The organism is Ralstonia sp. OTU4908 (assembly GCF_038440115.1).
Taxonomy (GTDB): domain Bacteria; phylum Pseudomonadota; class Gammaproteobacteria; order Burkholderiales; family Burkholderiaceae; genus Ralstonia; species Ralstonia pickettii.
Genome location: NZ_JASATD010000056.1, coordinates 1 through 20395 on the forward strand (window position 1 = coordinate 1; position 20395 = coordinate 20395).

Below are 20395 nucleotides of genomic sequence, written 5' to 3' on the forward strand. Positions count from 1 at the left end.
CTCCTTGCGCACCGCCATCCGGCCGATATGGCCGTCGGGCAGCAGGCGGCCCGTGGCGACGGCGCGACCCGCCGTATCGTGCGCCAGTGCGTGCCAGCACTGGTCGTCCCACTCGTCCCACTCCAATTCAACGGGCACGCCTTGCTCGATGACAAACACGTCGTAGCGGATGGCGCGCGCTTCTTCGCGCACGGCATCCCAGCGCTCGACTTCAACACCGGCAAGCGGGCGGACAGATTCAGGGGCGGTCATGCTTCGTTCTCACACTTCAGGCTTCAGAACTTCAAAATTGAGGATGCGTTCGCGCAGCGTCTCAGGAATCGGCGCGGAGGTCTGCGTGGCCATGGGTGTGGCTGGACGGGCGCACACATAGATGACTTCGCCGGTGACGAGGTGTTCGTCTGCGCGATACATCTCGATGATAAAGCGGATGCTGGAGCGGCCCAGGCGTGCCACACGGCAGCGCAGGTCCAGCTCGTCGTCAAAGCGCGCGGAGGCGTGGTATTCGAGCGTGGATTTGACCACGTAGAAATCCACGCCAAAGGTGTCGACCACATCCACGGGATACCGCACGCCGATGCTCCGCCAGTATTCGGTGATGCACACATCGGCGTACAGCAGGTAGTGGCCGTTGAAGACGATGCCCTGCGCATCCACTTCGGCCCAGCGTACGCGCAGGGGCGTGCTGTGGCGGAAATCCTCGATCGCCATGCGGTCTCCTTGTGTGCTTTCGTCAGGGGGATTCGGTCTCGGTGCCGAAGGCGCGGCGTAGCGCGTTGGCGGCGTCGCGGTGTGCGTCTTCGACGGCCGGCACGAAGCGCCCGATCTTGAAGAAGTCGTGGATCATGCCTTCGTACAGTTTCAGCTCGACCGGTACCTGCGCCGCGCGCAGCTTGTTGGCGTACCCGATGCCGGCATCGCGGATCGGGTCGAAGCCGGCCACGGCAATCCAGGCAGGGCAGACGCCGGTCACGTCCGCGCCATGGCCGCCTGCATCGAGCGGGGCGAAACGCCAGTCGTCGCGGTCGGCATCGCTGCGCAGGTATTGAGAGAAGAACCAGTGGATCATGTCCTGCGTCAGCAGGTAGCCCTCGGCAAACTCACGGTGCGACGGCGTGGATTCACGCGCGGTGGTGCCGGGGTAGATCAGCAGCTGCAGCACAGGTGCCAGGCCGCGGTTGCGTGCCTCGATGGCGCTGATCGCGGCCAGCGTCCCGCCCGCGCTGTCGCCGCCGAATGCGATGCGGGCTGGGTCAGCGCCCATGGTGGGGGCTTCATCGAACACCCACTGCAGCACGTCGAATGCGTCGTTCGCTGCGGTCGGAAATTTCCAGTCGGGCCCAAGCCGGTAGTCCACTGACAACACCATCGCCCCCGATTTGGCCGCCAGCGACCGGCAAAGCTGGTCGTGCGTCTTGATGCTGCCCACGGTAAAACCACCGCCGTGGAAATACACCAGCAGGGGCAGCGGATCGGCCCAACTGGCCTCGCGCGCTGCGTACGTGCGGACAGGGATGGCATGGCCATCGCGCGCCGTCACCGTCAGGTCATGCACAGCTTCCAGCGCGATGGGCGGGATGTCGACGATGGGGCTGCTTTTTTCGTAGGCAATCTTGGCGTCGGCTGGGTCAAGGGCATTCAGCGGCGGACGCTTGGCACGCGCAACCAGATCGAGTAACTGGGCGACGTGCGGGTCGAGAGACGGGTGCTGCATGAGGGCGGGAACTGAACGATCGTTCTAATTTGGCTATCATCGGAGTATCCATTGAACCACGCCCGCACGGCAAGACGGGCGACGCAGACAAACACCCTACGGAGACAGCATGGCCCTCATCTTCTATCTCACCCACGTTCACCTTGGCTTCGGCACCATCAATGAACTGAAAAGCGAATGCGCACGCGTCGGCATCCGCCGGCCGATGATCGTGACCGACAAGGGCGTAGCCGCCGCAGGGCTGGCACAGCGCGCCATTGACGCCACGGGCGGCTTGCCCGTCACCGTGTTCGACGAAACGCCCTCCAACCCAACCGAGGCGATGGTGCTGAAGGCCACGGCGCAGTACAAGGACGCCGGCTGCGACGGGCTGATCGCCATTGGCGGCGGTTCGTCAATCGACCTGGCCAAAGGGATTGCGATTGCAGCCACGCATCCGGAGCCCCTCACCACCTACGCAACCATCGAGGGCGGCAGCACGAAGATCACTGAAGCGGCGGCGCCGCTGATCGCGATTCCAACCACGGCCGGAACGGGGAGCGAAGTGGCGCGCGGCGCGATCATCATCCTGGAAGACGGCCGCAAGCTTGGCTTTCACTCGTGGCACCTGCTGCCCAAGTCGGCCATCTGCGACGCAGAGCTGACGCTGGGTCTGCCGCCCGCGCTGACGGCCGCCACCGGCATGGACGCGATTGCGCATTGCATCGAGACCTTCCTGGCCCCGGCGTTCAACCCGCCCGCGGACGGCATCGCCCTGGATGGCCTCGAGCGTGCTTGGGCCAACATCGAACGAGCGACACGCGATGGTACTGACCGCGATGCGCGGCTGAACATGATGAGCGCGTCAATGCAAGGCGCGATGGCGTTCCAGAAGGGCTTGGGGTGCGTGCATTCGTTGTCGCACCCGCTGGGCGGCGTGAAGGTCGACGGCAAAACGGGGCTCCATCACGGCACGCTGAATGCGGTGGTGCTGCCGGCGGTGCTGCGCTTCAACGAGACAGCCGAGACGGTGGTGCGCGACAACCGCTACGCGCGCATGCGCCGCGTGATGAACCTGCCGGCGGGCGCTGACCTCGCCCAGGCCGTGCACGACCTGACGGCGCGGCTGGGTCTGCCGACCGGCCTGCGCCAGATGGGCGTGCCCGAAGATGCGCTGGAACACGTCGTGGAAGGCGCCCTGCTCGACCACTGCCACAAGACCAACCCGCGCATCGCCACAGCGGACGACTACCGCCGCATGCTGGCGGAATCGATGTAACCCGGGCGTTCAGGAAACGAACGACCGGATCAGCGCAGTAACACGCTCCGGTTGTTCGTGCACGACCCAGTGCGTGCCGTCGGGAATGCGCTCCAGGCGCATGTCAGGAATGAAGCGTTCCAACCCGTTGAGCAGGCTTTTCGGCAGCGCCATGTCCATCTCGCCCCAGATCACGAGCGTGGGCACCTTCACAATAAACGCCTCGGGCGGCATCTGGTCGATGCGCAACGGCGCCGTGCCCTCGGTGGGCGGGTGCAACGGCGAGGCGCGGTAATAGTTGACGCCGCCGGTCAGGCCATGCGAGCCGCCTTCGCCAGGCTGGCTCCAGGCGGCGTGATAGCGCGCCCGCACCTCGGGCGTGAACCATTCGGCCACGGGCTGGCCCATACCGCTGAAGAAGCCCTCGAGCTTTTCGAACTCGTTGGCGGCCAGCGCCTGCTCCGAGCCCGGCTGGCGTAGCCAATTCATATACGCTGATGAAGCCTGCTGCGCGGGATCGCTCAGCAGCGCATTCGCAAACACCCACGGGTGCGGCGAATTGACGATTACCAGCCGCTCCACCAACTCCGGATGCTGGATGGCGAGGTTCCAGCAGATCGCCCCGCCCCAGTCATGCGCCACCACGATGGCACGCTCGTAGCCCAGAGCGGCAATGAACTGCTCAAGGTCCTGCACCAGCAGTTTCGGGCGATACGCATCCACTGCGGCCGGCTTGCTCGAGAGGTTGTAGCCGCGCATGTCGGGCGCAACGGCGAAGTGCGTGTCGCCAAACGCAGCAAGCTGCGCTTCCCACTCGTACCAGAACTCCGGAAAGCCGTGAACGAACAGCATTAACGGTGCACCGGGCTTGCCGGCGCTGGCGTAATGCAGCCGCGTGCCGTTGGGCAGATCGGCGAATTGCGATTCCGTGATGGCGGCAGCGGTGGCGGTGTTCATGGCGATCTCGGCGTTGTGGCAGTCGTGGAGGTGGAATTACCCGCGAAGCGCATCGACCAGACGCGCGCGCACGTCCGGCTTGCCTTCAAACGGATCGGACGGATTGCGCTGCGAGATGATGTCTTCAAAGCGATGCTGCACAGGTGCCAGCGCGTGCGGATGCGAATAGATGTAGAAGCCTGCGTTGCGGATCGCATCGAACGTCATCTGGCCGACCTGCTCGGCGGTGACCTTGCCGGAGCTGACTGCTTTTTCCGACATGGCGCGCGAAACCAGCTGCGACTTGGTGGGCGGTGCCGTGTTCGCCAAATCCTGCGGGCGATTTCGGTCAGACTGTGTGATACCGGTCGGCACGAAGTACGGGCACAGCACCGAGCAATGGATCTGTTCGGTCACCAGGCTCAAGTCCTGGTACAGCGATTCTGACAACGCCACCACCGCGTGCTTGGACACGTTGTAGATGCCCATGGCCGGCGCGTTCAGCAGCCCCGCCATCGACGCCGTATTGACGATATGCCCCTCGTACGATGGATCCTTATTCGCGGCTTCGAGCATCAGCGGGGTGAAGATGCGCACACCGTGGATGACGCCGTGCAGGTTCACGCCGAGCACCCAATCCCAGTCGCGCTCGGAGTTTTCCCAGACCAGGCCGCCAGCGCCCACGCCGGCGTTGTTGAACAGCAGGTTGACCTTGCCGAACGTCTTGATGGCGGCATCAGCCAGCGCCTGCACATCCTCCACCTTCGACACGTCGACGCGCAGGCCAATCACTTCCACGCCTTGCGCCGAGAATTCAGCCACGGCGGCATCCAGCGCATCCTGCTGGATATCGGCCAGCACCAGCTTCATGCCCAACCCCGCGCCGATCTTGGCGAACTCCTTGCCGAAACCCGACGCACCGCCCGTGATGACGGCCACACCGCCTGCGAATTGCTTCATACGTGTCTCACTGATGTCGTTGTAGTAGAAAAGCCGATCGAGATGGCAAAGCCGTGTCAGCCTGCCGCCTCGACCTTGCGCACGGCATAACCCACGCGCGGAAAATGCACCACCACCTGGCCGACGCGCGCATCTTCGCGCAGCACGCCGACGCTGTCGCGCGTGGAGACGACGAGGTCTCCTTCGACAGGGTCGACGCCGTAGTCGACCGCCGCCACCGTCACGCGCGTGCCTTTGGGCAGGCCGTAGCTGTCGTCGAAGGTGGCCTTCGCTTCAGGTTCCGTCAGCGCATGCGGCGTGGCGACCTTGGCAATGTCCAGCGCCTCGGCCGACGTCATCGGTTGCGCCTGCGAATGGCCGAACGCAGCAACGCGATGCATCCACGCCACCACTTCGGGGTGCGCATCGAGAATGCCCGCCACCGCCGTCGCGCGGCGGATGAACCACAGGCAGTGGTAGACGGAAAAGTCGGCCACGGTCGGCTGCTCGCCAAACAAGAAGATGCGTTCACCCGTGGCCAGCTGGCGCTGCAGTTGTGCCAGGAAGACATTCAGCGTGGAGGTGGCTTCCGGCAGCGGCGTGCGCAAGCCGGTGCCGCCTACGCGCATCGCCTTGCGGTCTTCCACGAAGGCTTTGACGAAGGCTTCCGGCGCATCGCCGAACAGGCTTTGAAAGCCCGCCGGCTGCGTCACGAATGTCGCCGTGGCCCAGAACAGCGTCGTATCGGCCCACTGCGCCATGGCGAACACCGCCGCTGCATGTTCGGACGGCACGAGCCGCGGCAGCGGATGAATCGATTCGAGCACCTGCGCGATCAGCGCCGTATCGCAGTAGATGTCGGCGCCGATCTGCAGGAACGGCGTGCGCCGGTAGCCGCCGGTGAGCGGCATCACATCGGGCTTGGGCAAGATCGGCGGCACCGTGACGGACTTCCACGGCTGGTCTTTGTAGCCGAGGATCAAACGCACCTTCTCAGAAAACGGCGAGGTGGCGTAGTGATGCAGGATCAGGTCCGTCATGCGGGCTCCAGAAATGTGCGTTGCCGATCAGTCGAGCAGATCGGGTTGTTCTTTGACGATGCGCGCATACAGCGGCTGGAACTGGAACCACCCGGCCTGCGCCGATCCGACGATCGAGTACGCCTGGCGGGCAGCGGCATCGGAAATCGTGCGCGGTGCATCGCCGGTGCGGGCGGCAGCGGCTTCGGCCAGCAACTGCACCTGGCAGGAGCGCTCCATCGTGATGAACCACCACGCGGCCTCGTCGACCGTCTTGCCGACCGTCAGAAGGCCGTGGTTCTGCAGGATGGCGGCCTTGTTGTCGCCCAGCGCTTCTGCAATGCGCTGGCCTTCGTCCAGCTCGACCACCACGCCGCCGAAATCGTCATACACGGCATGGTCACCATAAAAAGCGCACACGTCTTGCGTGAGCGGATCGAGCTTGCGGCCGAGTGTCGACCACGCGCGGCCGTACGTGCTGTGCGAGTGCGCAGCGGCCACCGCATCGGGCCGTGCCTGATGCACGCGCGAGTGAATCGCAAACGCGGCGGCGTTGACCGGGTAATCGCCTTCCACCACGTTGCCGTGGTGATCGCAGCGAATCAGGTTCGACACCGTCACCTGGCTGAAATGCACGCCGAACGGGTTGACCCAGAAGCTGTCCTGATGCTCCGGATCGCGCGCCGTGATGTGCCCGGCCACGCCTTCGTCGAAACCGAATTTGGAGAACAGCCGGAACGCTGCCGCCAGGCGCTGTTTGCGATGCAGACGCTCTTCGGCCACGGTGGCAAATTGCGGCGGACGCGGCAGGTTGCGATAGCGGGCAGCAGCTTCGGGGCTGAGACCGGCGGCCATGCTGTCGGGCCGCTTGGCTTGCGTGGTTTCAGGTGCGTTCATGGTGTCTCCTTCACGCGTTTGTTGTGGGTGGGGCCATTCTGTGGCGGCCCTCGCCCAGCGGACTGTCAAGCGATTGACAGTCCGCGTGCGGCTCAGCTCAAACCAGCTTGACGAGTTGCTTGCCGAAATTCTTGCCCTTGAGCAGGCCCATGAACGCTTCCGGTGCGCTCGCCAAGCCCTGTGCCACGCTCTCGCGGAACTTCAGCTTGCCCTGCGCCACGAAGCCGCCCAGCTCGCGCAGTGCTTCCGGCCACACGTCCATGTGCTCCGAGACGATGAAGCCTTCGATGGTCAGGCGCGACACCAGGATCAACTGCGGGTTCTGCAGCGGCAGCGGCTGACCGTCGTAGCCGGCGATCATGCCGCACATGGCGATGCGGCCGAACGCATTCATGCGCGAGAGCACCGCATCCAGGATCGCGCCACCGACGTTCTCGAAGTACGAATCGATGCCGTCGGGCGTCGCTTCCTTGAGCATTTTGTACAGCTCCTTCGGGTCCTTCGCGGCCTTGTAGTCGATGCAGGCATCAAAGCCGAGTTCGTTGACCACGTAATCGCACTTGTCCTTGCCGCCGGCAAAGCCCACCACGCGGCAGCCTTTGAGCTTGGCGAGCTGGCCGACCACGCTGCCCACGGCGCCGGAAGCGGCGCTTACCGCCACGGTCTGGCCGGGCTTGGGATGCATGATCTTGTTCAGGCCATACCACGCCGTCACGCCCGGCATACCGACCGAACCGAGATACGCCGACAGCGGAATGTGGCGCGTATCGACCTTCTGAATGCCGCGCCCGTCGGACACGCCCACTTCCTGCCAGCCGAACATGCCGACCACGGCATCGCCCACGGCAAACGACGGGTTCCTGGACGCCTCCACCACGCCCACCGTGCCGCCGATCATCACCTCATCCAGCGGCTGCGGTTGTGCGTACGACTTGCTGTCGTTCATGCGGCCGCGCATGTACGGATCGAGCGACAGGAAATGGTTGCGCACCAGCACCTGGCCGTCCTGCAGCTCGGGAAGCTCCACCGTCTCCAGGCGGAAATTGTCGGGCGTCACGGCCCCTTGCGGGCGCGAAGCCAGAACGATGCGCTGATAGGTCTTCGACATGGAAAACGCTCCTGAATATCGGATATCGGTGTTGGGTCAGGTTGTTACTTGTGTTGCATGAAGTACTCGGCCAGCGCCGCATAGGCGCGATGCGTGACCGGATCATTGGCAGCATTGGCAGCGACCGGGTGCGAGGCATAGCGCACGATCGTCATCTGGGCCACCGGATCAATATAGATGCGCTGGCCATGGATGCCGCGCGCTTCGAACGTATGGTGGTCATTGCTCGAAACCCACCACATGTTGCGATACGAATAGCCGGGCAGCGTCGTGTAGCCTGCCTTGGCAAACTTGGCCGGATCGCCGCCGCGGCGAATGTCGTCGATCACGCTTTTGGGCAGGATCTGCTTGCCGTTGAAGCGGCCGTCGTTGCGGATCATCTCGCCAAAGCGCGCCAGGTCGCGCAGCGTGGTGTTCAGGCCACCGCCGCCCGATTCGGTACCGATGCTGTCCACCGAGAAATACGCGTCGTCCTGTGCGCCCATCGGTTGCCAGATGCGCTCGGACAGCAGCGACGCCAGCGATTTGTTCGACGCACGGCGCACGATCCACGCCAGTGTTTCAGCGTTGACGGTCTTGTACGAGAACTCCGCGTCGTGCTCGCCCTCCTTGCGCAGCGTCGTCAGGTAGTCGTAGAAATTGTCCGGGCCCTTGTAGCCGACCGGACGTGGCAGCATGCCGCCGGCGCGCGCGTAGGCCCAGACATCAGCGTTCGGGTCCGCATAGTTTTCGGAGTAACGCACGCCCACGGTCATGTCCATCACTTGGCGCACGGTGGCGTCGCCGTAAGCGGTGTCCTTCAGCTCTGGCACGTATTGCGTCACGGGCGCTGCAGGATCGAGCTTGCCGTCCGCCACCAGCATGGCGGCCAGCGTGCCGACAAACGATTTCGTGACCGACATGGCGATATGCTGCGTATGCGCATCGAGCGCGCCAAAGTAGCGCTCGTAGATCACCTTGCCCTTGTGCATGACGAGGATGCCGTCGGTGTAGGTCAGCTTGAGCGCCTCGGCAAACGTACGGCGCGTGCCGTTCGGATCCGTAAACAGCACGCCGCTGATATCGCGCTCCGCACGCGGTAGCTTGCTGACCGGGCCGTCGCCGCGCCACACCACACGCGTCGGCACAAACTCGCGCATGTGGCTATAGCCGTAGCGCGTGCGCGGGAACATGTTGCCCGCCAGGTCAAAGCGGATCGTGCGATCGGGCGGCGGCGGGAAGCCCTGCATCCAGCCCATCTTGTTCGGGTCGGATTCATCGGCCGTCAGCGGCTTCTGCATCGGCGGTGTCGGTGCGGGCGGCGCCTGCACCGTGGTTTTCGTGTCAGCGGCCGGCGCGGCAGCAGGCGCGGAGCTGGAGGCGCATCCTTCCAAGGTCATGATCAGTCCGGTGCAGCAAAGCAGAGTGACGGCAAGGGCGGACGCCGTCCGCCGCGCAGGTTGTTGCATGGTTGTCTCCGTGGTTGCTCTTCTTGTGTGCCGGACGCTGTCCGGTGTGCAACTGGGTACTTGGGTACAGCAAGTGCGGTGTTGACGCGTCAGCCGTCCGCACCGGGTTCGGGCGTGCGCGGCGGAGGCATGCGCTTGACGAACTTGAACGTGCCCGAGCCGCGTGCGACGAGCTTGTCGTCTGCATCGCGCACCTCGCCTTCGCAGAACGCCATGGTCGTGGACTGATGCACGCAACGTGCACTCGCCTTGAGGGTGCCGCGCCCGGGCTGCATGAACGCCGTCTTCATCTCGATCGTCACCACGCCGCGGCCATGCGCGTCGGCCGAGCGGCCGGCCATGGCCATGGCGACGTCGAGCATCGTCATGGTCACGCCACCGTGGGCCATTTCCCAGCTGTTCATGTGCTGCGCTTCGAGGGCGAGTTCGACCACGCCCTCACCATCGGCCACCTTCAGGCAGCGCATGCCGAGAAGCTTCAGGAAAGGAATGTCGATCGGAAAACCGTTGTTGTCTGCGTTCATGCTGCGTCAGAAAGAGTGAGAAGCAGCCGAAATTAGACCACGCTCACGCCGCCGTCGACGGCGAGGATCTGGCCGGTGATGTGCTTGGACGCATCCGACGCAAACAGCGCGGCCACGCCTTTCAGGTCTTCATCGTCGCCAATGCGGTGCAGCGGGGATTTTTCCGTCAGCTTGTCCACGCCGAGCTTTTCCAGCGAGCCGCGCGTCATCTTCGAGGGGAAGAAGCCCGGCGCAATCGCGTTGACGGTGATGTTGTGCTCGCCCCACTCGCCCGCCAGCGCGCGCGTGAAGTTGACCACCGCGCCCTTGCTGGTGTTGTACGCAATCGTGTCCAGCGAGCCCGGCGGATTGCCCTTCAGGCCCGCAATCGATGCCACGTTGACGATCTTTCCGTACTTGCGCGGGATCATCGAACGCTTGCCGATCTGCTGCGTGAGCAGGAACAGGCCGCGGATGTTCAGGTTCATCACCTTGTCCCACGCTTCGACTGGGTGGTCTTCCGCCGGTGCGCCCCACGTCGCGCCCGCGTTGTTGACGAGGATGTCGACGTGGCCGAGCTTGGCCAGCGCCTCATCGGCCAGGCGCTGGATGTCGGCTTCGACGGCACCGTCGGCGGCAATCCAGTCGGCCTCGATGCCAAGCGACTTCAGGTGCGCCTGCGCCTCCTTCAGCTCATCGGCCTTGCGGGCAGACAAAACGATGCGCGCGCCCTGCTCGCCCAATGCCTCGGCAATCTGCAGGCCGAGCCCGCGCGAGCCGCCGGTGATCAGCGCCGTCTTGCCGGAAAGATCGAAGAGGTGTTTCAGCGTACCCATGGTGTCTCCTGTGTCTCGTTGTGGTTGTGCGATGCCGTCAGAACCAGGCGTCCTGCATGTCCAGCGTGGTCGTGTCGAGCGAGCCCAGCAGCACGATCTGCGGGTCGATCTTCGGCAGTTCCCACTGGAAGAAATAGCGCGCGGCCTGCAGCTTGCCGCGGTAGAAATCGGCGTCTTCGCCTTGGGCGGCCGGCAATGCCTTGGCGGCGGCCAGCGCCTGCTCCAGCCAGATCCACGCGACGACGACGTGGCCGAACGCTTCCAGATAGACGGAGGCATTCGCCAGCGTCACGCGCGGGTCGCCGGCGGCCCACAGCGTCTGCGTGACCTTGGCCAGTTTCTGCGTCGCCATGCCGAGCGCACGGCCGTAGCCGACCAGCGTTTCATCGTCGGTTTCCAACGCACGGCCGACGGTGGCCTGCACGCGCTCACCGAGCGCGGCGAAAGCAGCGCCGTCCTGCATCACGACCTTGCGGCCCAGCAGGTCCAGGCCCTGGATACCGTGGGTACCTTCGTGAATCGGGTTCAGGCGGTTGTCGCGGTAGAACTGTTCGACGTTGTATTCGCGCGTGTACCCGTAACCGCCATGCACCTGGATCGCCAGGCTGTTGGCCTCCAGGCACCACTGCGACGGCCAGCTCTTCGCAATCGGCGTGAGGATGTCGAGCAGCAGACCGAGCTTGGCGCGTTTGGCCGCGTCGGTTTCCCCGCGTTCTTCATCGACGAGCTTGGCGCAATACAGGTTCAGGCCGAGCGCGCCTTCCACATACGCCTTCTGCGCCAGCAGCATGCGACGCACGTCGGCGTGATCGACGATGCGGATCTGCGGAGATGCTGCATCCTTGCCCGATGGCCCGACCGGACGGCCTTGGGGGCGATTGCGCGCGTAGTCCACCGCATGCAGATAACCCGTGTAGCCAAGCATCGTTGCGCCCATGCCGACGCCGATGCGCGCCTCGTTCATCATGTGGAACATGCACGCGAGGCCCTTGTGCGGCTCCCCGACGAGATAACCGATCGCCCCCGCGCGCGGCTGGCCGTCTGCCCCCTTCGGGCGGAACTGCGTGCCTTCGCCAAAGTTCAACAGGCAGTTGGTCGTGCCGCGATAGCCCATCTTGTGGTTCAAGCCGGCAAGCACCACGTCATTGCGCTCGCCAAGCGAGCCATCGGCGTTGACGAGGAACTTCGGCACGATGAACAGCGAAATGCCCTTCACGCCGGGAATCAGCTTGCCGTCAGGCCCGGGAATCTTTGCCAGCACGAGGTGGACGATGTTCTCCGACAACTCATGCTCGCCGGCGGAGATCCACATCTTGTTGCCGGTTAAACGGTACTGCGCGCCGAGCGGCGATTCGCCCTCGTACTCGGCCCGCGTGACGATGTCCGAGAGCGATGAGCCAGCCTGCGGCTCCGACAGGCACATCGTGCCGTAGAAGCGGCCTTCCATCTCGGGCTGCACGAACGTTTCGATCTGCGCGGGCGTGCCGTGCGCGAGCAGCAGATTCGCGTTGCCGATAGTGAGGAATGGATACGAACTGGTGCCGACGTTGGCAGCCTTGAAGAAGCCGAAGCCGGCCTTCTCGACCACGGTGGGCAGTTGCATGCCGCCGCGTTCAAAGTCCTGCCCGGCGGCCATGAGACCGGCCTTGTTGAAGGCATCCAGCGCTGCCTTTACCTCGGGAATGATGTGGACCTTCTTGCCGTCGAAGTGCGGTTCTTCCTGGTCGTTCTTCTTGTTATGCGGGGCGAACAGGTCTGTTGCGATGCGCTCGCACGTGTCCAGCGCGGCGTCGAAGGTTTCGCGGGAGTGGTCTGCGTAACGCGGAATGCGCGTGAGCGATTCGACGTTGAGCCATTCATAGAGCAAGAAGCTCAGGTCGCGGCGGGATAGCAGTTTCGAGGACATGATGTTGGTGGTGCATCCTGTGTTTCGTGCCCTGCCCGGGCCCGACTCACTTTCTTTGTCTTGCCAAAGAAAGTAAGCAAAGAAAGGCGCGCCCGAGATGGCGAAAGATTCCTTGAATTTCCGTAACCGGGCGGAGAAGGACCGAAACTCGCTGCGCTCAGACAGCGGTCCTTCTTTTTTCCGCCCGCTTACAGAAATTCAAGGTGCCATCTAGGGCAGGAACGGCAACGGCCAAACCGTTTCGGTGCATGGGCTGACGATTAAGCCAGCTCTGGCACAAACAAAACAGGCTCCCGTTTTGAGCGGGAGCCTGTCTGTTTAGAGCACCTCGAACAGGCCGGCTGCGCCTTGGCCGCCGCCGATGCACATGGTCACGACCACGTACTTGACGCCGCGGCGCTTGCCTTCGATCAACGCGTGGCCCACCAGGCGTGCGCCCGACACGCCGTACGGATGGCCCACGGCGATGGCGCCGCCGTTGACGTTCAGGCGGTCCATCGGAATGCCCAGCTTGTCAGCGCAGTACAGCACTTGCACGGCGAACGCTTCGTTGAGTTCCCACAGGCCGATGTCTTCGACCTTGAGACCCGCCTTCTTCAACAGCTTGGGTACGGCGAAGATGGGGCCGATGCCCATTTCGTCCGGCTCGCAGCCGGCCACGGCAAAGCCGCGGAACACACCCAGCGGCTGCAGGCCTTTGGCAGCGGCCACCTTGCCGTTCATCACCACGGCTGCGGATGCGCCATCGGAGAACTGGCTGGCATTGCCTGCGGTGATGACGCCGCCCGGAACTGCGGAGCGAATTTTTGCCACGCCTTCAAGCGTCGTGTCGGGGCGGATCCCTTCATCGGCGGAGATCGTGACTTCGCGGGTCATGAGCTGGCCGGTCTTGGCATCAGCCACGCCCATCACCGTCGTCATCGGGACGATCTCGTCGTTGAACTTTCCGGCAGCAGCAGCGGCGGCGGCGCGCTGCTGGCTTTGCACGCCGTACTCGTCCATGCGCTCCTTGGCGATGTTGTAGCGCTTGGCGACGTTCTCGGCGGTCTGGAGCATGTTCCAGTAGATTTCCGGCTTGTGCTTGTTGAGCCAGCCTTCGGTCATCATGTGGCGGTTCATTTCCTGCTGCACGCACGAGATGGATTCCACGCCGCCAGCCACGAAGATGTCGCCTTCATCGGCAATCACGCGCTGCGCGGCCATGGCGATGGTCTGCAGGCCCGACGAGCAGAAGCGGTTGACGGTCGCGCCCGGCACCGTCACGGGGCAGCCGGCACGCAGGGCGATCTGGCGGGCGATGTTGGCGCCAGTCGCGCCTTCCGGGTTCGCACAGCCCATCAGGATGTCTTCCACTTCGCCGGGTTCGATCTTGGCGCGCTCGATGGCGTGCTGAACCGCGTGGCCGCCCAGCGTGGCGCCGTGCGTCATGTTGAAGGCGCCCTTCCAGCTTTTGGCCAGGCCGGTACGTGCGGTGGAAACGATGACTGCTTCGGTCATGGTGTTGCTCCTCGTATCTGGTGGCGGGCGCACTGCATCGGCAGCGGCCCGGTATCTCTGTTATCCGTTCAAAACGTCCGCCGACTGCAACCGTGCGATGCCTGCATCCGTCATCCGCTGCCACGCCTGCGCGAGCGAACCGTTGAGGTCGATCGCGCGACAGGCATCCTCGATGACAGCGACCTCCAGCCCCGCAGCACGCGCATCCAGCGCAGACCATGCCACGCAAAAATCCGTGGCGAGGCCAACGCAGAACACGCGCTCGACCCCAAGCTCGCGCAGGTAGCCCAGCAGGCCGGTCGGCGTCTTCCGATCCGCTTCAAAGAATGCGGAATAGCTGTCGATGTGCGGGTGATAGCCCTTGCGGATGATCAACTGCGCGTGCGGCACGTCCAACCCATCTGCCAGCGCGGCGCCCGTGCTGCGCTGTACGCAGTGAACTGGCCACAGCACTTGCTCCCCATACGGCAGGTCGATCATGCCGAATGGCTGCGTACCAGGATGGTTGGCCGCGAACGACACGTGCTCGCTCGGGTGCCAGTCCTGCGTCAGCACAGTACGACCAACGGGCCCGAATGCCTTGGCGAGCAGGTTGACGACCGCGATGACCTGGTCGCCGTCCGGCACGGCCAACGCACCGCCGGGCAGAAAATCGTTCTGCACGTCGATGATCAGCAGGCAATCGGTGGACGTCAGTTGCATGGTGGTTCAGTCGCGTCAGTCGATTGATTCGCTGCTCATTCAGCCATTAAAGCCCTTGCCTTCATCGGCCAGCTTCTGCAGCAGCGGGGCAACCTTCCACGCTTCACCGTGGTAGCCCTTGCTGTAGCGGTGCATGGCTTGCGCGACGTTGTACAGGCCGACCGTGTCTGCGTAGAGCATCGGGCCACCGCGGAACAGCGGGAAGCCATAGCCGGTCAGGTACACCATGTCGATGTCGGAAGCCTTGGAGGCAATGCCCTCTTCCAGGATCTTCGCGCCTTCGTTGACCAGCGCGAACACCAGGCGCTCGACGATTTCCTCGTCCGAAATCTTGCGGCGCGTGATGCCCAGATCCTTCGAGTGCTGGACGATCATGTCGTTGACCTGCTGGTTCGGATACGGCTTGCGGTCGCCCGCCTTGTAGTCGTACCAGCCGCCGCCGGTCTTCTGACCAAAGCGGCCCATCTCGCACAGCAGATCGGCGGTCTTCGAGTAGACGATGTCCGGCTTGTCCACGGCGCGGCGCTTGCGGATGGCCCAGCCGATGTCGTTGCCGGCCAGATCGCCCATGCGGAACGGGCCCATGGCAAAGCCGAACTTCTCGATGGCCTTGTCGACCTGCTCGGGCAGCGCGCCTTCGTCCAGCAGGTAGCCGGCCTGGCGGCTGTACTGCTCGATCATGCGGTTGCCGATGAAGCCATCGCACACGCCGGAAACGACCGCCGTCTTCTTGATGGCCTTGGCCAGCTTCATGACGGTGGCCAGCACGTCCTTGGCGGTGTCCTTGCCACGCACGACTTCCAGCAACTTCATCACGTTGGCCGGGCTGAAGAAGTGCATGCCGACTACGTCTTGCGGGCGCTTGGTGAAGCTGGCGATTTTGTCGACGTCCAGCGTGGAGGTGTTCGACGCCAGTATCGCGCCCTGCTTGACGACTTCGTCCAGCTTCTTGAACACGACTTCCTTGACACCCATTTCTTCAAAGACGGCCTCGATGACGAGGTCGGCATCCTTGATGTCGTCGTAGGACAGCGTCGGGGTCAGCAGGGCCATGCGCTGCTCGACCTGCTCTTGCGTGAGCTTGCCCTTCTTGGCGCTGTTCTCGTAATTCTTGCGGATGGTGGCGACCCCGCGGTCCAGTGCTTCCTGCTTGGTTTCCAGGATCGTCACCGGAATGCCGGCGTTCAGGAAGTTCATCGAGATGCCGCCGCCCATCGTGCCCGCGCCGATCACGGCAACCTTCTCCACCTTGCGCACCGGCGTGTCTTCCGGCACGTCCGGAATCTTGCTCGCAGCGCGTTCACCAAAGAAGGCGTGGCGCAGTGCGCGCGATTCGGACGTATTCACCAGCTCGATGAACAAGTCACGCTCAAACTTGATGCCGTCGTCAAAGCGCTTTTCCACGGCGGCCTGCACGGCGTCAACGCACTTGCCCGGCGCCGGGAAATTCTTGGCGACGGCCGCGACGGTGTTGCGCGCAAATTGCAGGAAACCTTGCGGATTGTCGTGCTCGACCTTGCGATCGCGCAGCTTCGGCAGTTTGCCCTCGGCTGCGGCCTTCAGTGCGAAATCGATGGCACCGGCCATCAGGTCGCCTTCGATCATCTGGTCGAACAGACCGCTCTTGGCGAGCTTTTCCGACGGGATGGCGTTGCCGGAAACGATCATGTTCAGCGCCGGCTCCAGGCCGATCGCGCGCGGCAGGCGTTGCGTGCCGCCTGCGCCCGGCAGGATGCCCAGCTTCACTTCCGGCAGCGCGATCTGCGCGCCCGGTGCGGCCACGCGGAAATGGCAGCCCATCGCCAGTTCCAGCCCGCCGCCCATCGCCACCGAATGGATGGCCGCCACGACCGGCTTGCTGCTCGACTCGACTGCCTTGATGACAGCGTGCAGCGTCGGCTCTTGCGTGGCCTTGGGCGTATTGAATTCGCGGATATCCGCGCCGCCCGAGAAGGCCTTGCCTGCACCGGTGATCACGATGGCCTTGACGTTGGCGTCGTCGCCCGCTTTCACCATGCCCTCAACGATGCCCAGGCGCGTGGAGTGGCCAAGGCCGTTGACAGGCGGGTTGCTGAGCGTAATGACGGCAACGCCGTCCTGGACCTTGTACTCCGCAGTCATGCTGGTTCCTTTGATGATGCGAGGGCCGGCAAATGAGCCCACCGTGCCTCGCGGTTGAACTGTCTCTCTACTCTCGTTTTTTTAACGCGCGGTAAGGCCGCGACTCGACACAGAATACACAAAATAGCACGGTCGTTCAATTTTTATTTTTGCGCTGCGCGGCGCCGTCTGGCGGGCGATGCAGCGGCGCCCGGCGGGTTCAAACGCATGTGCCGCAGCATGGATTTTTTGCCCGCTGCGTGACGGTTTTGATAGAGTCGCGCATTTCGTTCGCCGGTGCCCATCAGGCGCGGGGACGTCTCGTCACATTTTGTCGATTTGATTCGCGATCCGAGCAAAATCGACCACTCTGTATCCATGTCAGAACACGCTACCCCGTCCTCAGAGACGCCGGGCTTGCGCCGCACCTTGCGCGCGCGCCATCTCACCATGATCGCCATCGGCGGGTCGATCGGCACCGGGCTTTTCGTGGCCTCGGGCGCGTCGGTCTCGCAGGCCGGCCCCGGAGGCGCCCTCGCCGCCTACATCCTGATCGGGGCGATGGTCTACTTTCTGATGACCAGCCTGGGCGAACTTGCTGCCTACATGCCGGTTTCCGGGTCGTTTGCCACCTACGGCGCGCTGTACGTAGACGAAGGCTTTGGCTTCGCGCTCGGCTGGAACTATTGGTACAACTGGGCCGTGACGATTGCCGTTGAACTGGCGGCCGCGCAGCTCGTCATGCATTACTGGTTTCCGGATGTGCCGGGCGTGCTGTGGAGCGCCGTGTTCCTCGCCATCATGTTCCTGCTCAACGCCATCTCGGTGCGCGGCTTTGGCGAGGCGGAATACTGGTTCGCGCTCGTCAAGGTGGTCACGGTCATCTTCTTTATCGGCATTGGCCTGGCGATGATCTTCGGGATCATGAAGGGCGGTCCGCAATCGGGCCTGCCGAACCTGACGATCGGCGATGCGCCGTTCGTGGGCGGGTTGCCGGCGATGATCGGCGTGGCGATGATCGCGGGGTTCTCGTTCCAGGGGACGGAGCTGATTGGCGTGGCGGCCGGCGAATCGGCCGACCCGGCGCGCACCATTCCGCGTGCGGTCAAACAGGTGTTCTGGCGCATCCTGCTGTTCTATGTGCTGGCGATTTTCATCATCGGCGTGCTGGTGCCGTACACCGATCCGAATCTGCTGTCCACGGAAGTCACCAACATTGGCGTGAGCCCGTTCACGCTGGTGTTCAAGCATGCTGGCCTGGCATTTGCCGCCGGGCTGATGAATGCGGTGATCCTGACGGCCGTGCTGTCGGCTGGCAACTCGGGCATGTATGCATCCACGCGCATGCTCTACAACCTCGCCACCGAGGGCCGCGCACCGCGCGTCTTTGCGCAACTGACCCGGAACGGTGTGCCGCGCAATGCGCTGTTTGCCACGACCGCCGTCGGCGCGCTGTGTTTCCTGAGTTCGCTGTTTGGCGACAAGACGGTCTACCTGTGGCTGCTGAACACATCTGGCATGACCGGGTTCGTGGCATGGCTTGGGATTGCCGTGAGCCACTATCGCTTCCGCAAGGGGCTCGTGGCGCAGGGGCATGATCCGGCGCAGTTGCCATACCGCTCCAAGTTTTTCCCATATGGCCCGTTGTTCGCGTTCGGGCTGTGCCTGGTCATCACGCTCGGCCAGAACTACCAGGCCTTTACCAGCGGCACCGTCGATTGGCCGGCGGTGATCGCCACGTACATCGGCATCCCCGTCTTCTTTCTGATCTGGATCGGTTACCGGCTGGTGCGTGGCGGCGGCATTGTCCGTTACCAGGACATGCACTTCCCGCGCCCGCCAGTGCTGCGCGATTCGCTGGCCGGCCAAGACCCCGGCCCCGAATTGCCGACCGTGGCAAACAGTACCCAGTAATCATTCCCCGCTCCGCCAGCCGTTTGCACAGCATCCGGCCGGCGCTTTTATTGGGGCGCCCGCTCCGGCGCTACCGGCTATGCATACACCCATCACCCCCACCGGCCTCGAAGCCCAATCCGAACTGCGCCGACGCCTGCGCTCGCGCCACCTGATGATGATCGCCCTGGGCGGCGCCATCGGCACGGGGCTCTTCGTTGCGTCCGGCGCGTCCATTGCGCAGGCTGGCCCCGGCGGCGCACTGCTGACCTATACGCTGATCGGCGTGATGGTCTATTGCCTGATGACGAGTCTTGGCGAGCTGGCGGTACATCTGCCCGTCTCGGGCTCGTTCGTGACTTACAGCCGCCTGTATGTCGAAGAAGGCTTCGGCTTTGCGCTCGGATGGAATTACTGGTTTGCGCTGGCCGTGTCCGTGGCCGTGGAACTGGCCGCCGCGCAACTCGTGATGAAGTACTGGTTCCCGGGTGTCTCGGGCATGGTCTGGAGCGCCGCATTCCTGCTGCTGATGTTTGGCCTCAACGCCTTTTCCGTGCGTGGCTTTGGCGAGGCGGAATACTGGTTCTCGATGATCAAGGTAGTGACGATCGTCGTGTTCCTGCTGATCGGCCTCGCGATGATCTTCGGCATCATGCACGGCGGCCCACAGTCGGGTTGGCAGAACTTCGCCGTGGGTGATGCGCCGTTCGTGGGCGGGGTGCCTGCCATGGTGGGTGTGGCGATGATTGCCGGGTTTTCGTTCCAGGGTGTCGAAACCATCGGCGTGGCCGCCGGCGAGGCGGAGAACCCTTCGCGCACGATTCCCCGCGCCATCCGCCAGACGTTCTGGCGCATTCTGCTGTTCTACGTGCTGGCGATCCTGATCATCGGCGTGCTGCTGCCATACACCGACCCGAACCTGCTGCGCAATGAAGCGACGGACGTCGGCGTCAGTCCGTTCGCACTGGTGTTCCAGCACGCGGGCCTCGCGTTTGCGGCCGGGATGATGAATGCGGTGGTGCTGACCGCGCTGCTGTCGTCCGGCACGTCGAGCCTCTATGTGTCGACGCGGATTCTGTACGATTTGGCGCTCGAAGGCCAAGCGCCGCGCTGGTTTGCCAAGGTGTCTGCCAATGGCGTGCCGCATCGCGCGCTGCTGGCCACGTCCGCTGTTGGCGCGCTGTGCTTCTTCAGCTCTTTGTTTGGCGATCAGGTGGTCTACCTGTGGCTGCTGAATACGTCTGCGGTAACGTGCTTCATCGCCTGGTTCGGCATAGCGCTGGCGCACTATCGATTCCGCAAGGGATTCACGAGCCAGGGCCATTCAGTGGAGCAACTGGCGTATCGGTCGCCGTTCTTCCCATTCGGGCCGATCATGGTGGCGATCCTGTGCGCGGTGATCATCCTTGGGCAGAACACCAAGGCACTGTTTGCACCGGTGGACAACTTCGGCGCCTTCATCGCAACGTATTGCGGCGTGATCCTGTTCGTGGCGATCTGGCTGGCTTACCGCTGGAAATTCAAGACGCGATTCGTGAAGTACACCGAGATGCAGTTCAGCCCGGCGCATCTGCAACAACCCGAACCTACAAACGTCACTGCGACGGGCGTGGTTGCCAACTAGGCAAAACAAAAGGTAATTCCCACCCAAACCGGACCA

General features: G+C 63.7%; 18 protein-coding genes. 3 read left to right on the forward strand and 15 right to left on the reverse strand.

The features are described 5' to 3' along the window. From AAHM38_RS23950 to AAHM38_RS23960, 3 genes are all read right to left on the reverse strand, one after another. Window positions 1-252 (reverse strand): GNAT family N-acetyltransferase (locus AAHM38_RS23950; protein ID WP_342234333.1); only part of this gene is annotated, 252 nt, incomplete at its 3' end. A gap of 9 nt (window positions 253-261) precedes the next feature. After that, entirely contained in the window at window positions 262-711 is a 450-nt protein-coding gene (locus AAHM38_RS23955) for an acyl-CoA thioesterase (protein ID WP_116575689.1), read from the reverse strand. Window positions 712-733: 22 nt separating this feature from the next. Beyond that, window positions 734-1714 (reverse strand): alpha/beta hydrolase, encoded by a 981-nt coding sequence (locus tag AAHM38_RS23960; RefSeq protein WP_116575688.1) that lies wholly within the window; start codon window positions 1712-1714, stop codon window positions 734-736. Between the two features lie 109 nt (window positions 1715-1823). Here AAHM38_RS23960 and AAHM38_RS23965 point away from each other — a divergent pair, with 109 nt between their 5' ends. After that, window positions 1824-2972 (forward strand): iron-containing alcohol dehydrogenase, encoded by a 1149-nt coding sequence (locus tag AAHM38_RS23965; protein WP_012435561.1) that lies wholly within the window; start codon window positions 1824-1826, stop codon window positions 2970-2972. 9 nt (window positions 2973-2981) lie between these two features. Here the strand turns inward: AAHM38_RS23965 and AAHM38_RS23970 are convergent, their stop codons facing one another. The 12 genes from AAHM38_RS23970 to AAHM38_RS24025 all read right to left on the reverse strand — a co-directional run bounded on the left by AAHM38_RS23970 (window position 2982) and on the right by AAHM38_RS24025 (window position 16863). Continuing rightward, complete coding sequence (locus AAHM38_RS23970; RefSeq protein ID WP_009238117.1) at window positions 2982-3908, reverse strand: alpha/beta fold hydrolase; 927 nt, start codon at window positions 3906-3908, stop codon at window positions 2982-2984. A 36-nt stretch (window positions 3909-3944) separates the two neighbouring features. Further along, on the reverse strand, window positions 3945-4847 hold the full coding sequence (locus AAHM38_RS23975; RefSeq protein WP_116575687.1) for an SDR family oxidoreductase: 903 nt from the start codon (window positions 4845-4847) through the stop codon (window positions 3945-3947). A gap of 56 nt (window positions 4848-4903) precedes the next feature. Continuing rightward, the gene (locus AAHM38_RS23980) at window positions 4904-5866 is read right to left on the reverse strand and encodes a glutathione S-transferase family protein (protein ID WP_116575686.1); all 963 of its coding nucleotides are present in this window, start codon (window positions 5864-5866) and stop codon (window positions 4904-4906) included. A 27-nt stretch (window positions 5867-5893) separates the two neighbouring features. Further along, a complete protein-coding gene (locus tag AAHM38_RS23985; RefSeq protein ID WP_116575685.1) occupies window positions 5894-6742 on the reverse strand; it encodes a class II aldolase/adducin family protein in 849 nt (282 codons plus the stop codon). A 97-nt stretch (window positions 6743-6839) separates the two neighbouring features. Beyond that, window positions 6840-7850, reverse strand: a complete 1011-nt coding sequence (locus AAHM38_RS23990) for an NADP-dependent oxidoreductase (protein WP_116575684.1) — start codon at window positions 7848-7850, stop codon at window positions 6840-6842. A gap of 44 nt (window positions 7851-7894) precedes the next feature. Further along, window positions 7895-9298 (reverse strand): serine hydrolase domain-containing protein, encoded by a 1404-nt coding sequence (locus AAHM38_RS23995; RefSeq protein ID WP_116575683.1) that lies wholly within the window; start codon window positions 9296-9298, stop codon window positions 7895-7897. Window positions 9299-9387: 89 nt separating this feature from the next. Beyond that, window positions 9388-9822 carry a PaaI family thioesterase gene (locus tag AAHM38_RS24000; RefSeq protein WP_045206322.1) on the reverse strand — a complete coding sequence of 145 codons (435 nt, stop codon included), beginning with the start codon at window positions 9820-9822 and terminating at the stop codon, window positions 9388-9390. A 32-nt stretch (window positions 9823-9854) separates the two neighbouring features. Beyond that, window positions 9855-10637 (reverse strand): SDR family oxidoreductase, encoded by a 783-nt coding sequence (locus AAHM38_RS24005; protein ID WP_012762008.1) that lies wholly within the window; start codon window positions 10635-10637, stop codon window positions 9855-9857. A gap of 37 nt (window positions 10638-10674) precedes the next feature. Continuing rightward, window positions 10675-12543, reverse strand: a complete 1869-nt coding sequence (locus AAHM38_RS24010) for an acyl-CoA dehydrogenase (RefSeq protein WP_116575682.1) — start codon at window positions 12541-12543, stop codon at window positions 10675-10677. A 318-nt stretch (window positions 12544-12861) separates the two neighbouring features. After that, complete coding sequence (locus AAHM38_RS24015; RefSeq protein WP_116575681.1) at window positions 12862-14040, reverse strand: acetyl-CoA C-acyltransferase; 1179 nt, start codon at window positions 14038-14040, stop codon at window positions 12862-12864. A gap of 60 nt (window positions 14041-14100) precedes the next feature. Then, window positions 14101-14742 carry a bifunctional nicotinamidase/pyrazinamidase gene (pncA, locus tag AAHM38_RS24020; RefSeq protein WP_012762011.1) on the reverse strand — a complete coding sequence of 214 codons (642 nt, stop codon included), beginning with the start codon at window positions 14740-14742 and terminating at the stop codon, window positions 14101-14103. Between the two features lie 39 nt (window positions 14743-14781). Continuing rightward, entirely contained in the window at window positions 14782-16863 is a 2082-nt protein-coding gene (locus AAHM38_RS24025) for a 3-hydroxyacyl-CoA dehydrogenase NAD-binding domain-containing protein (protein ID WP_116575680.1), read from the reverse strand. A gap of 357 nt (window positions 16864-17220) precedes the next feature. Between AAHM38_RS24025 and AAHM38_RS24030 the strand changes: the two genes are divergently transcribed. Next, window positions 17221-18756: an amino acid permease gene (locus AAHM38_RS24030; RefSeq protein WP_116575679.1), complete on the forward strand. Its 1536-nt coding sequence runs from the start codon at window positions 17221-17223 to the stop codon at window positions 18754-18756. Window positions 18757-18835: 79 nt separating this feature from the next. Next, window positions 18836-20359: an amino acid permease gene (locus AAHM38_RS24035; RefSeq protein ID WP_116575678.1), complete on the forward strand. Its 1524-nt coding sequence runs from the start codon at window positions 18836-18838 to the stop codon at window positions 20357-20359. Window positions 20360-20395: the final 36 nt, after the last annotated feature.